Below are 13,449 nucleotides of genomic sequence, written 5' to 3' on the forward strand. Positions count from 1 at the left end.
AATATATAGGGAGGGAATATGACCGAGGTCAACCACCGGTGCGCGGTTCTGGGCAAGCCCATCGCACATTCATTGTCTCCGGTGCTGCACAATGCCGCTTATCACGCGTTGCATCTTGACGACTGGTCGTACGACAAGCATGAGGTGGGCGAGCCTGATCTTGAGGGCTTTCTTGAATCGCTTGATCCGACCTGGTCGGGACTCAGCCTGACCATGCCATTGAAGAAAACGATCCAGCCATACGGAACACCGTGCAATACATGGGCCAAAGAGCTTATGGTTGCCAATACCGCGGTGTTTGATTGGACCAAAACCTGCGTCAATGGCAATTCGAACATCCCCTTCATCAGGCTATATAACACGGACGTACGCGGCATCGAACTCGCTTTCGAACACTCGTATCAGACACGTGCGATAACGCCGAAGACGGACCGTTCGGGAACGGCCGTGATCATCGGCAACGGCAACACCGCAACGTCGGCGTTAGCGGCATGCGTGGAGATGTCTGCGATCGGACATGTCATCGTTGTGGCTCGCCATCCTGAGAAGAACGCCGATCTCAAGCCACTTGCCGAACGGTATATGCCATCGGAACAGCCGATCAGCATTGTCGGCATGGACCACGCCATCGAAGCGTTGCGCCAGGCTGATGTGGCGATAAACACCATTCCCGGATTGGCTGCGGACGGTATTGCCGAATCATTGAGAATGCCAGGTGTGCGCATGCATGGAACATTGCTCGACGTCGTATATGACCCACGCCCTACCAAGCTGATGCAGGCATGGCGCCAACAGGGAGGAATCGCCATTGGCGGCGAGCAGATGCTGTTGTATCAGGCCATGGTGCAGGTCTGGTTGATGACGGGAATCTGGGATGACGATCCGCCGAGCGGTATGGTTGATCAGGATTGCACCGCGCGTTTGGAACAAGCCATGCGCATCGCGCTTGAGGAGGCTCTGTGATGGCACAGAAAGACATCGACGTACAGGCGAATGGCACGCATGCCAGCGCCCCTTCGCCGGCTGAAGGTTTTGAAGTATTGCTGATCACCGGCATGAGCGGTGCGGGCCGTTCGCATGCTGCCGACAGCATTGAAGACATGGGTTGGTATGTGGTTGACAACATGCCTCCAAAACTGCTGGTGCCCTTGGTGGACATGATGACCACGGGATCCAATATTCACAAACTCGCCGCTGTTGTCGACGTGCGTTCCCGCGACTATTTCGATGACCTGTCCGCGGTGCTCAGCCATCTGGACGATCTTGGTGTGAAAACGCGTATCCTGTTCCTTGATGCCAGCAACGAGGTGCTGATCAAACGATATGAATCCGTACGCAGGCCTCATCCGTTGCAGCAGGGCAATCGACTGATTGACGGCATTCTCGAGGAACGAGATCTGCTTGAGAATCTCAAAGAACGTGCGGACATCGTTATCGACACGTCATCATTGAGTATCCATCAGCTGTCCACGAAATTATATGAGGCCATGCTCGGATCCGGTCCGACCACGGTTTCCGTGCACATCTTCAGTTTCGGTTTCAAATACGGTATTCCCATCGACGCCGACTTTGTGGCCGACGTGAGATTCCTGCCGAATCCATTTTGGGTTCCCAGGCTTCGCTCGCTGACCGGACGCGACAAAGAGGTGAGTGATTACGTACTTTCCAGCGAAGGGGCCGCGGACTTCCTCGACTCGTATGAAAAGGCGCTTTCGATTGCGATTGAAGGATATGCGCAGGAAGATAAGCATTATGTGACTATTGCGATTGGTTGCACCGGAGGCCAGCATCGTTCTGTCGCGATGAGTGAGGCTTTGGCTAAGCGACTGCGTGCGAGGGGGTTGTCGGTTTCCGTTTCCGCACGCGAGCTGGATAAGCGGTCAGCGGAAAAATGACCGTATTATGAGAGAATAGTGTCCATATGTAAAGAAACCTGGCTGTGATTGTCCAAGATATTCGGTATCACAGTAAGCCGTGGCAGTGCGGAATGATTCCGCGACTCGCCTGAAATTTAGGGAAGAACAGCAAGGTAGGAGGTTGGCTCTTGGCTCTTCTGGATGACGTCAAAAGCGAGCTGGCCGCAATCGATAACGAACTGCCGATCGCCAAAAAGGCGCAGGCGACAGCGATGATTCGATTCGGCAATGGTTTGCACTCGGTGGATCACCACATTCTCGTGCAGGTGCAGCTCGACTCCCAAGATGCGGCTGCTTGGCTGCAGGACACCATCAAGAACCTGTATGGTCATGAAGCCACGCTTACTCCTGTCTCTAGGCAGACGCCAACCGGCACCGTGCAGCGTTATGTGATTCGCGTGCCGAAGGGCAGTACGGCGCTCGTGCTGCAGACCGGCCTGTACAGCCGTTACACCAAGAACATGGTGCTTGGTCTTCCAAGCGATATCATCAACGGCAAAATCGCGCAGATCAAGTCCGCATGGCGCGGCGCGTTCCTCGCCAACGGACGTCTGTCCGATCCAGGCAAGGCCAGCTATCTTGAAATCGTGTGCCCGAACCATGAGGCCGCTCTGGCACTGGTCTCCACCGCACGGCGTCTGGGCATCACCGCCAAGCCGCGTAAGCTACGCAGCTCCGAACGCGTCACCCTGCGCGATCCCGACGCCATCGAACGTATGCTCATTCTTATGGGTGCGCCGCGCTCCGCACGCGAGTGGACCGGAAAGCGTTCCGACGGCGAAGCTCGGGGCAAAGCCAACCGTCTGGCCAACTTCGACGACGCCAACATGCGTCGCAGCGCCAAGGCGGCTGCGGAAGCATGCGACAAGGTTCGTCAGGCGTTTGAGATTCTTGGAGATGACATTCCAGACAACCTCAAATCGGCCGGCCAGCTTCGTCTCGACCATGCTGATGCGTCGCTGGAACAGCTGGGACGTTTGGCCGATCCACCAATCACCAAGGATGCCATCGCGGGCCGCATCCGTCGACTTCTGCAGCTCGCCGAGAAAACCGAAAAGGCGCGCCGCCAGTCGGCTTGATTGAATCTTTTATGCAAAACACCATGCCTGTTTTCGAACAGTATGGTGTTTTTGTTCGTTTGGGCTTGTATTATTCGTAAATGGCAATATGGCCATTCCACGCTTACAAGCGGCTAGGAAAGGATATACATGAAGACACTCAAGGATCTTGGAGATCTCAAGGGCAAGCGCGTTCTCGTTCGCGCCGATTTCAACGTTCCGCTGGACGGCACCACGATCACCGATGACGGTCGTATCAAGGCCGCTCTGCCGACCATTAAGGCCCTGCGCGAAGAAGGCGCGAAGGTCATTCTGATGGCTCACCTCGGCCGTCCGAAGGGCAAGGTCGTTCCGGAACTGTCCCTTGCCCCGGTCGCTGCTCGTCTCGGCGAGCTGCTCGGCATCGAGGTCCCGCTGGCTGAAGACACCTATGGTGAGGATGCCCAGGCCAAGGTCGCCGCAATGGGCGACGGCGATGTCGTTCTGCTGCAGAACGTGCGTTACAACCCGGAAGAAACCAGCAAGGATCCGGAGGAGCGCGCCGCTTATGCCAAGAAGATTGCTGCGCTCGGCGAAGCGTTCGTATCCGATGGCTTCGGCGTCGTGCACCGCGCACAGGGCTCCAATTACGACGTTGCTGCCGATCTTCCGGCTGCTGCCGGCCTGCTGGTCGAGAAGGAAGTCAAGGCTCTGTCCCGCGCTACCGTTGAGCCGGAACGCCCGCTGACCGTCGTGCTCGGCGGTTCCAAGGTCTCCGACAAGCTCGGTGTGATCGAAAACCTGCTCGACAAGGCCAACCGTCTGGTCATTGGCGGCGGCATGGTTTACACCTTCCTCAAGGCCAAGGGCCTTGAGGTCGGCACCTCCCTGCTGGAAGAGGATCAGGTCGAGACCGTCAAGGGCTACATCGAGCGCGCTGAGCAGAACGGCGTCGAACTCGTGTTGCCGACCGATATCGTGGTGAACCCGGTCTTCCCGAAGTCCGATGAGGACATCGCTCCGGAAGTCGTGGCTGCCGACGCCATTCCGGCTGACAAGATGGGTCTGGACATCGGTCCGGATTCCCAGAAGCTCTTCCACGACAAGATCGTGGATTCCAAGACCGTCGTTTGGAACGGCCCGATGGGCGTGTTCGAGGTTCCGGCTTTCGCTGCCGGCACCGAGGCCGTGGCCCAGGGTCTGGTCGACGCTACCGCAGCTGGTGCGTTCACCATCGTCGGCGGCGGTGATTCCGCTTCCGCAGTGCGTAACCTCGGCTTCCCGGAGGATGGCTTCTCGCACATCTCCACCGGTGGCGGTGCCTCCCTCGAGTTCCTCGAGGGTAAGGAACTGCCGGGCCTGAAGGTGCTCGACTGATTGCTTAACGCATAACCGGAGGTGCTCCCTTATCAACAAAAAAGGTGGGGGAGCACCTCTTGTTTTCACTAACCCGAAACCACGGCGTACGAACACTGAATGAAATAAGAACGGAGGCAGGCAAACACATGGCATCGCAACGAATTCCACTGGTCGCCGGCAATTGGAAGATGAACTTCGACCATCTTGAAGCCACCTATTTCGTTCAGCAGCTCGCATGGAAACTTCGTGACATCCATTTCGACTACCGCCATTGTGAAATCGCATTGATGCCGTCCTTCACATCGTTACGCAGCGTGCAGGTGTTGGTCGAATCCGACAATTTGAAGATTCACTACGGCGCACAGGCTGTTTCCGTAACATCGCAGGGCGCGTTCACTGGAGATGTGTCTGCCGATATGATCGCCCACCTCGGCTGTTCGTATGTGATTGTCGGACATTCCGAACGACGAAAGTACCATCCGGAAGATGATGCGAACATCGTGGATCAGGTACGCGCTGTTTTGGCGGCCGGAATGCAGCCGATTCTTTGCGTCGGCGAAAGCTACGAGGAACGTCGCAAAGGCATTGAGCTTGATTTCGCCGTGGGGCAGGTGCATGACGTCACACGCGATCTTTCCGACGAGGAAGCGTCGCGTCTGATTGTGGCGTATGAGCCGATATGGGCCATCGGCTCCGGAATGGTGGCCACTCCACAATCCGCTCAGGACGCGGCCAAGGCGATTCGGGATGATTTGGCTGAAACTTTCGGCACGCATGTAGGAGAGTCCGTGCGCATTCTGTATGGTGGCTCCGTCTCCTCAAAGAACGCCGAAGAATTGATTGGCGAGCCCGATGTGGATGGATTCCTTATCGGCGGCGCCGCGCTGAACGTGGATGAGCTCACCAGAATCTGCCAGCTCACCATGAATGCGACAGTATGATGCTCGCGGAGTAATGTTTTTATCGAGTTGGCCTTTCAAGGTGTGGTCATTATTCGATTTTCTCAATACCTTGCGCTATTGTTAACAGCAGTGTTTACGAACTGGAGGTTCACTCGTGTCCGCTATGGCCATCGTCAAGCTTGTGCTGCAGATTATTCTTGTTATTTTCAGCCTCTTGCTCACCCTGTTGATTCTGATGCACAAGGGTAAGGGCGGCGGTCTGTCCGATATGTTCGGCGGCGGTCTCACCCAGAATGCGGGTTCTTCCGGTGTCGCGGAAAAGAACCTGAATCGTTGGACCGTCATCATCGCGGTGCTGTGGGTTGCCATCATCATTGCCCTCGGTCTGATGACGAAGTTCGATCTCATCTGATTGGCTTTTTGCTTCGGCCCATGACTGGATTACAGTCATGGGCCGAAGTGTTTTTTATCGTAGTATTGTCTACAACATACGAGCTAAGGATTGATTTGACGTCTTTGAAAATCGAGAAAACCCAAGAAACCACGATGGTCGTCGCGGATTTGGACGGTACTTTGCTGCATGATGGCGAAACGTTCGAGGAACGTTTTCTTACACAACGTTCCATCGATGTGATTAACCGCATGCACGATAATGGCGTGACCTTCGTTGTGGAAACGGCACGTCCGGTCAGCACAGGCTTTTCGTTCGTGGAAAAACTGCCGGTTGATGCCGTTGCCTATCTCAATGGAGCATTGATCGATTTCAATCCAGCCTCATCAAATTATGAAATGCTCACTTCGCCGATGCTGCCGGAAGACGGCCATCTCAAGAAAATCGGATTCTCCTCACAGCGAGCATGCGAAGTCTGCAAGAATCTGTTGAATGAACTGCCCGGTATGGAAGTCGGCATTGTCATGGATGATGTGAGATACACCAATTTCGATGTTACGAAATATTGGAAAACACAGACCTGGCGATACACTGACTTCGACGATGTTCCTGAAGGCATCGCCGATAAGCTCATTATCTTCCCTAACGATGAGCAGCGGAATCAGGTCGGTTCTCTTGTGCCCAACGATTTTGACGTACATATCTCTGAGGGATCGCTGTGGATGTTGATGAATCCTCAAGCCAACAAGGAGCATGCGTTGGATTTGCTGGCAGAACATTTTGAGACGCCGATGAGCAATACCGTCTCATTCGGTGACGATTTGGTCGACATTGCCATGCTACGTAAATCCGGCAGGGGAGTGGCGGTGGCGAACGCCAATCCGGATGTGTTGAACATCGCAGATGAAATCTGTCCATCTAATAATGATGACGGTGTGGCGCAGTGGATTGAAGATAATCTGCTGTGATGTCTCGTGATATTCAAGAGTTACATGAGTTGAACTTCGTGAATTGAACTTTTGTCGCAAAAGGATGCGAAATAGTTACATTTGATATTGAACTTCCGCAATTTCGTTAGTTGGTTTGTGTTAGGATTTGAACTAGCGCTTGATGAAAATTGAACTGAAAGGACTAGTATGGCGGAATCGTTCTCCAACCGGTTGAACGTCGCTATGGCGTTCCGCAATGTCAAACAAATTGACTTTGTGCATGCTGCTGAGAAGTTCAATATCAAACTTGGCAAAAGTCATATGAGTCAGTACGTGAGCGGCAAAACCGTGCCGCGTGCCGATATCGCCCATTTTCTTGCGGCTTTTCTGCAGGTCAATGAGGACTGGCTGATGGGAAAGGACGTTCCCATGGAGCAGAACGTCGCCACCTTGCCCGCAATCAAGTCTGATGAAGCCCAACATGATAGCAATCCTGCATCAGCGCAATCAACAGAAGGAAAGACTATGCGCACCTTTACGAAATCTCATAAGCTCGACAATGTGCTCTACGACGTTCGTGGTCCGGTGGCGGACGAGGCAGCACGCATGGAAGCCGCGGGAACGCATATTCTGAAACTCAATATCGGCAATCCTGCGCCATTCGGATTCCGGACTCCGGATGAAGTCGTGTATGATATGGCGCAACAGCTCCCTGAAACCGAAGGATATTCACCGTCCAAGGGTCTGTTCTCGGCACGCAAAGCCATCATGCAGTATGCACAGCTCAAGAATATTCCGAACGTCTCCATCGATGATATCTTCACCGGCAATGGCGTCAGCGAGCTCATCAACCTGTCGCTGTCCGCGTTGCTGGATGATGGCGACGAGGTGCTGGTGCCTTCGCCGGACTATCCTCTGTGGACCGCCTGCGTGAATTTGGCTGGCGGTACCGCCGTGCATTACATCTGTGATGAGGGATCCGAATGGTATCCCGATATCGACGATATCCGCTCTAAAATCACGGATAAGACCAAGGCAATTGTCATCATCAATCCAAATAATCCGACCGGAGCGCTTTATCCAAAGGAACTGCTGCAACAAATCGTCGACATTGCCCGAGAACATCAGCTCATTATTTTCTCCGATGAGATTTACGATCGTTTGGTCATGGATGGACTGGAGCATATTTCTATCGCATCGCTGGCTCCGGACCTGTTCTGTGTAACGTTCTCCGGTCTGTCGAAGTCGCATATGATTGCCGGATATCGCATTGGATGGATGATACTTTCCGGCAACAAGCGTATTGCGAAGGATTACATCGAGGGCTTGAACATGCTGGCGAACATGCGTATGTGCTCGAATGTCCCAGCTCAGTCGGTGGTACAGACCGCTTTGGGCGGGCATCAGAGCGTCAAGGATTACATCAAGCCAGGTGGCCGTGTGTACGAGCAGCGCGAACTGGTCTATCAGATGCTCAATGAAATTCCCGGCGTTACCGCAGTTAAGCCGAAAGCGGCGTTCTATATCTTCCCGAAGCTGAACGTCAAGAAGTTCAATATTCACTCCGACGAGCAGTTTGCGTTGGATCTTCTGCATGACAAGCATATTCTGATCAGTCATGGCGGTGCATTCAACTGGCAGAATCCGGATCATTTCAGGGTGGTATATCTGCCACGTATCACGATGTTAAAGGAAACCGTAAGTGAGATCGGTGATTTCTTGAGCACATATCATCAGGCATGATGACCTTGATTGCTTGAAGGGCTTTCATGGTGTGAAGTACGCGCAGCATCGCGACACTCCGTCCCCAAATACTTATAGTCATACTGACCATAAGTAGGGCTACGATGGCTCCGGCCTTAGGGCCGAGCCATCGTTTCATTGTGAAAGGGGATATTGTGAACGATTTGCTCAAAGGAATCGGCAACGTCGTCAATCCGAAGCGTGTGTTCCGCGAGCTGACTGACTTCAAGCCGGGGGAGTTTGTCCTGATCGCGGTCATGCTGTTGGCGCAGTTGGTGTCATTCTTCGTGTCCAAAGATTTTCCGCGGCAGGTTGAATTGGTCTGATTTCCGGCCTATGCATCGTGTTCAATCTCATTCTCGTCGACCGTGGGCGACTGACCAACTATCTGTGGGGCTTCATCGGTTGCGCCACTTGGCTGATCGTTGCCATCATGAACCATCTCGTCGGAGACATCTTCGCTCAGATCTTCTACGTCACCATGCAGTTCGTCGGCGTATGGGTGTGGCAGCGCCAGCTTGATCGTCAGGAAAAAAACGAGTATGAGGAAGTCAATGCCCGCATGTTCACATGGTGGCAAGGCATTCTCGCCGTCATCGCAACCATCGTGATCTATCTGATTGTGGTATTCGTGTCGAGCCATACTGGCGGTGTACAGGTTCGGCTTGACGGCACGCTGCTGCCGCTTGGTATCGTCGGACAGATTCTCATGACATACGGCTACCGCAGCCAGTGGGTCGCATGGATTATTCTTGACGTGATCAAGGTGGTTATCTGGTTCAACCAGCTTTCCGCCGGAGGTCCTGGCGCCATGTCGATGTTCGTTCTTCAGGTGGTCATGTTGGCCAACGGTTTTTACGGCGCATGGGTCTGGTTCCACAAGAGCAGCACTATGGCCGTATCGGATGATCTGCAATCAAGTATTTGCACGGAAAGCATAATCGCAAATGGTGGCCGCTGATCAATCAATCGTTCCGTCGCGAGTTCACAACGATCATATTGGTTGTTGGGCCGGCTTCCGTCGGCAAAACCACATTGGTGACACGCTTGTCGAAATTGTATGATGCTCCGATCGCGGTCGAGTATGCCCGTGAATTTGAGGAAGCCTGCAATGTTGACGATGATGAACTTACCGCTTTCGATTACGAGCGGCTGATTCTTTCCAAGTTCTCTCAGAACGAGCATGCAATAGCATCGCATGCCAATCATGGCATCGTTTTTCTTGATACTGATGCCATGGTTACGCGTGTCTATGCGGAACGCTATCTGCCGGCCGATGAGAACGCCAAGCTGCAAGCCGACATTCGATATGGTGATTGAACAGGAGAAGCCTGATCTGGTGTTGCTGATTCCTCCGATCACCGAATATGTGGATGATGGGTTCCGTGCAATGCGGTGGGCTTCGGATCGGTATCGGTTCCATGAGACTTTGGTACGCGTCATTCAGGAGTCACCGTATGCCGACCGTGTGGTGACGCTTGACAATCCAACTTTTGAAGGGCGCAAAACGCAGGCGATTCAAGCGATCCGCCAGGCCACTGGTTTTACGCCTCGTACCGGAATAAGCTGAAAACATGTAGAGCAATAGCAGAAACCCCCTGCCAGAATTCTGGCAGGGGGGGGATCCTTAGCTTAGATCGCTAACACTTAAGCAAGAAGCTCAGCCGTTGACGCGGTCGATGCCAGCCTGGACGTCAGTAAGGACGGAATCCCAGGACTTGATGAAGGAAGCGACGCCGTCGGCTTCCAGCTTGTCGGTGACAGCCTTGAAGTCGATGCCCAGCTCAGCGAGCTTGGCCATGATGGCGTGGGACTCTTCGTAGGTACCCTTGATGGTCGGAGCGCCGTTGCCGTGATCGGCGAGAGCGTTCAGGGTCTTCTCCGGCATGGTGTTCACGATGAGCGGGGCAACGAGCTCGTCAACGTAGACGCAATCGGAATAGGCCGGGTTCTTAGTGCCGGTGGAGGCCCACAGCGGACGCTGCTTCTTGGCGCCCTTGGCTTCGAGAGCAGCCCAACGCGGATCGTTGGCGAACTTGTTCTCGAACAGCTCGTAAGCGAGGCGAGCGTTGGCGATAGCGGCCTTGCCCTCGAGAGCCTTGGCCTCATCGGAGCCGATCTCCTCAAGCTTGTTGTCGACGGCGGTGTCCACGCGGGACACGAAGAAGGAAGCGACGGAACCGATGTGCTTCAGGTCATGGCCGTTGGCGTCAGCCTGAGCGATGCCTTCGATGAAGGCATCGATGACCTGCTCGTAACGCTCGAGCGAGAAGATCAGGGTGACGTTGACGGAGATGCCCTTGGCCAGGGTTGCAGTGATTGCCGGCAGGCCTTCGAGGGTTGCCGGGATCTTGATCATGGCGTTCGGACGGTTGACCTTCTCCCAGAGCTCGACAGCCTGCTGCTCGGTGGCTTCGGTCTCGTGGGCCAGACGCGGATCAACTTCGATGGAAACGCGGCCATCGACGAAATCGGTGGCTTCGGCGATCTCACGGAAGATGTCGGTGGCGTTGCGCACGTCGGTGGTGGTGAGCTCGCGGATAGCGGTCTCAACGTCAACCTTGCCGAGCTCCTTGAGCTGTGCATCGTACGGGCCGACCTGGCTCAGAGCCTTCTGGAAGATGGACGGGTTGGTGGTGACGCCAACGACGTTCTTGTCCTTGATGAGCTCCTGCAGGTTGCCGGATTCGATACGGGTGCGGGACAGATCGTCCAGCCAGATCGAGACACCGGAGTCAGAGGTGCGCTGAGTTGCTTCAGTCATTGTTTTTCTCCTTGATACCTTTTTGGATCAAATCTTTATTTATTGTGCGGTAAAAGGGGAGAGGCACATGCATCATGCCCCTCCCCGTCGAATCACTTGGCGGCTTCGACTTCCGCAATGGAGGCCTTGGCGGCTTCGACAACATGCTCGGCGGTGATGCCCAGGTCGATCATGTTCTGAGCACCGTCGCCCTGCAGGCCGAACTGCTCGATGGAAACCGGCTTGCCGTAGGAGCCGAGGTACTTGTACCACGGCATGGCAACGCCAGCCTCGACGGAGACACGAGCCTTGACGGAGGCCGGAAGCACAGCTTCCTTGTACTCGGCGTCCTGCTCCTCGAACCATTCGAGGGACGGAGCGGACACAACGCGAGCCTTAATGCCTTCACCAGCCAGGGTCTTGGCTGCGGAGACGGCCCACTGCACTTCGGAACCGGTGGCCATGATAATGACGTCAGGGGTGCCCTCGGTGTCGACAAGCACGTAAGCGCCCTTCTTGACGCCGTCCTTGGCCTTCTCAGCGGTTTCGGCAAGAACCGGAACGCCCTGGCGGGTCAGCACCATGGCTGCAGGCAGAGTGTTCTTCTTCTCGAAGAAGTAACGGTAGGCTTCGGCGGTCTCGTAAGCGTCGGCCGGGCGGACGACCTCAAGCTGCGGGATGGCACGGAAGGAAGCCAGGTGCTCCACCGGCTGGTGGGTCGGACCATCTTCGCCGACGGCGACGGAGTCGTGGGACCACACATACAGGTTCGGAATCTGCATGAGGGCGGCCAGACGCACAGCGGAACGCTCGTAGTCGGAGAACATGAAGAAGGTGCCACCGAACGGACGGGTATGGGAGCCCAGCAGGATGCCGTTGGTGATGGTACCCATGGTGAACTCGCGCACGCCGAAGTGCAGCTGACGGCCGTACGGGCTGCAGACCGGCCACTGCTTGGTGGCGCACTCGGCAGGAGCGAAGGTGGCAGCGCCCTTAAGATCGGTCTTGTTGGAGCCACCGAGGTCGGCGGAGCCGCCCCAGAGTTCCGGCATGACAGCGGCGATGGCGTTCAGCACGGAACCGGAAGCGCCACGGGTTGCAACGCCCTTGCCGACTTCGAAGGTAGCCTCGAGGTCATCGATGGCCTTGTCGAAGCCCTCCGGCAGTTCGCCGGCCTTGAGGCGGTCATACAGGGCAGCGTTGTCTGGGTTGGCCTTGCGCCATGCGTTGTACTTCTCGTCCCATTCCTTGTGGGCTTCGAGGCCGCGCTCGGCAACCTTGCGTGCGTGAGCCAGAGCCTCTTCGTCGACATGGAAGGACTCTTCCGGATCGTAGCCAAGCAGTTCCTTGAGGCCTGCGACGGCTTCGGCGCCCAGCTTGGAGCCGTGAGAGGACGGATCATTGGTCTTGCCCGGGGTCGGCCATGCGATCAGGGTATCGACCTTGATGAGCTTCGGCTGGTTCGGAGCGGCCTCGCGAGCCTTGGCGATGGTGTCGGCCAGACCCTCGACGTCCTCCTTGTAGGAGCCGTCAGGCTGGATGAAGCTGAACTCGTCGGTGTACCAGCCGTAGGCCTGGAAGCGCTTGAGCACGTCCTCAGCCAGAACCAGATTGGTGTCGCCTTCGATCTGGATGCGGTTGGCATCGAAGATGACGGTCAGGTTGCCCAGCTGCTGGTTGGCAGCGAGGGAGGCAGCTTCGCCAGAGATACCTTCTTCGATATCGCCTTCGCCGCAGATGACCCAGATGTTGTGGTCGAACGGGGATTCGCCTGCCGGAGCTTCCGGATCAAGCAGACCACGCTGGAAACGCTGGCCATAGGCGAAACCAATGGCGGAAGCGAAGCCCTGGCCCAGCGGACCAGTGGTCATTTCGATGCCCGGGGTCAGACCATATTCCGGGTGACCCGGGGTACGGGTGTCAGCACCGCCGCGGAAGTTCTTCAGGTCATCCAGAGTCAGGCCGTAGCCGGAGAAGTACAGCTGGACGTACTGGGTGAGGGAAGCATGACCGCCAGAAAGGATGAAGCGGTCGCGACCTTCCCAATTGGGATCGTTCGGATCATGCTTGATGAAATGCTGGTACAGAGTGTAGGCGATAGGCGCCAGGGAGACGGGGGAACCCGGGTGGCCGTGTCCCGCACGCTCAACCGCGTCGGCCGACAGGACCTTGGCCATCTTGATGGCGCGCTCGTCCAGCTCGGTCTCCTTGAATTCGGTCATGGATTACTTTCCTTCCAATTGGTCGGGCCGCGTATCCGGCTTGTGCCGAGCGCTCGACGCCCTCACATTGCGTTTTCCATAGTAGCGATGTGAGGTGACGTTGTGGTGGATTTTTGGCGTGTTTTGGTAGTTTGTGTTCTGTTAACGCTCACAGTTAACATTCTCGTGCGATTGCTCTGTTCGATTGGTGGTATGACGAGCATTTCG

General features: G+C 55.5%; 14 protein-coding genes. 12 read left to right on the plus strand and 2 right to left on the minus strand.

Going from position 1 to position 13,449, the window contains the following annotated elements; translation table 11 throughout:
- Positions 1-18 precede the first annotated feature (18 nt).
- The 12 genes from KSY55_RS03910 to KSY55_RS03965 all read left to right on the plus strand — a co-directional run bounded on the left by KSY55_RS03910 (position 19) and on the right by KSY55_RS03965 (position 9,847).
- Positions 19-963, plus strand: a complete 945-nt coding sequence (locus KSY55_RS03910) for a shikimate dehydrogenase (RefSeq protein WP_004222076.1) — start codon at positions 19-21, stop codon at positions 961-963.
- Complete coding sequence (gene rapZ / locus KSY55_RS03915; protein ID WP_004222080.1) at positions 963-1,895, plus strand: RNase adapter RapZ; 933 nt, start codon at positions 963-965, stop codon at positions 1,893-1,895. Before KSY55_RS03910 ends, rapZ begins: the two co-directional genes overlap by 1 nt.
- 149 nt (positions 1,896-2,044) lie before the next feature.
- Complete coding sequence (whiA, locus tag KSY55_RS03920) at positions 2,045-2,995, plus strand: DNA-binding protein WhiA (protein WP_004222082.1); 951 nt, start codon at positions 2,045-2,047, stop codon at positions 2,993-2,995.
- Between the two features lie 129 nt (positions 2,996-3,124).
- On the plus strand, positions 3,125-4,330 hold the full coding sequence (gene pgk / locus KSY55_RS03925) for a phosphoglycerate kinase (RefSeq protein WP_004222084.1): 1,206 nt from the start codon (positions 3,125-3,127) through the stop codon (positions 4,328-4,330).
- Positions 4,331-4,458: 128 nt separating this feature from the next.
- Positions 4,459-5,253: a triose-phosphate isomerase gene (gene tpiA, locus KSY55_RS03930; protein WP_004222087.1), complete on the plus strand. Its 795-nt coding sequence runs from the start codon at positions 4,459-4,461 to the stop codon at positions 5,251-5,253.
- Between the two features lie 124 nt (positions 5,254-5,377).
- A complete protein-coding gene (gene secG / locus KSY55_RS03935) occupies positions 5,378-5,626 on the plus strand; it encodes a preprotein translocase subunit SecG (RefSeq protein ID WP_004222089.1) in 249 nt (82 codons plus the stop codon).
- A 134-nt stretch (positions 5,627-5,760) separates the two neighbouring features.
- Positions 5,761-6,573, plus strand: coding sequence for an HAD family hydrolase (locus KSY55_RS03940; protein WP_047749610.1), 813 nt, complete (start codon positions 5,761-5,763; stop codon positions 6,571-6,573).
- Positions 6,574-6,741: 168 nt separating this feature from the next.
- Positions 6,742-8,277: an aminotransferase class I/II-fold pyridoxal phosphate-dependent enzyme gene (locus tag KSY55_RS03945; RefSeq protein ID WP_004222092.1), complete on the plus strand. Its 1,536-nt coding sequence runs from the start codon at positions 6,742-6,744 to the stop codon at positions 8,275-8,277.
- A gap of 155 nt (positions 8,278-8,432) precedes the next feature.
- Positions 8,433-8,603 carry a hypothetical protein gene (locus tag KSY55_RS03950; protein ID WP_155114912.1) on the plus strand — a complete coding sequence of 57 codons (171 nt, stop codon included), beginning with the start codon at positions 8,433-8,435 and terminating at the stop codon, positions 8,601-8,603.
- Positions 8,604-8,620: 17 nt separating this feature from the next.
- The gene (pnuC, locus tag KSY55_RS03955) at positions 8,621-9,238 is read left to right on the plus strand and encodes a nicotinamide riboside transporter PnuC (RefSeq protein WP_004222097.1); all 618 of its coding nucleotides are present in this window, start codon (positions 8,621-8,623) and stop codon (positions 9,236-9,238) included.
- Between the two features lie 38 nt (positions 9,239-9,276).
- A complete protein-coding gene (locus KSY55_RS03960; protein WP_055063413.1) occupies positions 9,277-9,597 on the plus strand; it encodes an AAA family ATPase in 321 nt (106 codons plus the stop codon).
- The gene (locus tag KSY55_RS03965) at positions 9,587-9,847 is read left to right on the plus strand and encodes a hypothetical protein (protein WP_022245507.1); all 261 of its coding nucleotides are present in this window, start codon (positions 9,587-9,589) and stop codon (positions 9,845-9,847) included. The genes KSY55_RS03960 and KSY55_RS03965 overlap by 11 nt, the downstream gene beginning before the upstream one ends.
- A gap of 90 nt (positions 9,848-9,937) precedes the next feature.
- Here the strand turns inward: KSY55_RS03965 and tal are convergent, their stop codons facing one another.
- Complete coding sequence (gene tal / locus KSY55_RS03970) at positions 9,938-11,041, minus strand: transaldolase (RefSeq protein WP_004222108.1); 1,104 nt, start codon at positions 11,039-11,041, stop codon at positions 9,938-9,940.
- 92 nt (positions 11,042-11,133) lie between these two features.
- Positions 11,134-13,242, minus strand: coding sequence for a transketolase (gene tkt / locus KSY55_RS03975; protein ID WP_004222111.1), 2,109 nt, complete (start codon positions 13,240-13,242; stop codon positions 11,134-11,136).
- Between the last annotated feature and the right edge of the window lie 207 nt (positions 13,243-13,449).

This window comes from Bifidobacterium sp. MSK.13.1 (assembly GCF_019131435.1).
GTDB classification, from domain to species: Bacteria; Actinomycetota; Actinomycetes; order Actinomycetales; family Bifidobacteriaceae; genus Bifidobacterium; species Bifidobacterium pseudocatenulatum.

Bases quoted from the DNA above. Each gene is read 5' to 3' on its own strand.
- KSY55_RS03910 (WP_004222076.1), top strand. From the start codon at position 19: ATGACCGAGGTCAACCACCGGTGCGCGGTTCTGGGCAAGCCCATCGCA.
- rapZ (WP_004222080.1), top strand. From the start codon at position 963: ATGGCACAGAAAGACATCGACGTACAGGCGAATGGCACGCATGCCAGC.
- pgk (WP_004222084.1), top strand. From the start codon at position 3,125: ATGAAGACACTCAAGGATCTTGGAGATCTCAAGGGCAAGCGCGTTCTC.
- tpiA (WP_004222087.1), top strand. From the start codon at position 4,459: ATGGCATCGCAACGAATTCCACTGGTCGCCGGCAATTGGAAGATGAAC.
- secG (WP_004222089.1), top strand. From the start codon at position 5,378: ATGGCCATCGTCAAGCTTGTGCTGCAGATTATTCTTGTTATTTTCAGC.
- KSY55_RS03940 (WP_047749610.1), top strand. From the start codon at position 5,761: ATGGTCGTCGCGGATTTGGACGGTACTTTGCTGCATGATGGCGAAACG.
- KSY55_RS03945 (WP_004222092.1), top strand. From the start codon at position 6,742: ATGGCGGAATCGTTCTCCAACCGGTTGAACGTCGCTATGGCGTTCCGC.
- KSY55_RS03965 (WP_022245507.1), top strand. From the start codon at position 9,587: ATGGTGATTGAACAGGAGAAGCCTGATCTGGTGTTGCTGATTCCTCCG.
- tal (WP_004222108.1), bottom strand. From the start codon at position 11,041: ATGACTGAAGCAACTCAGCGCACCTCTGACTCCGGTGTCTCGATCTGG.
- tkt (WP_004222111.1), bottom strand. From the start codon at position 13,242: ATGACCGAATTCAAGGAGACCGAGCTGGACGAGCGCGCCATCAAGATG.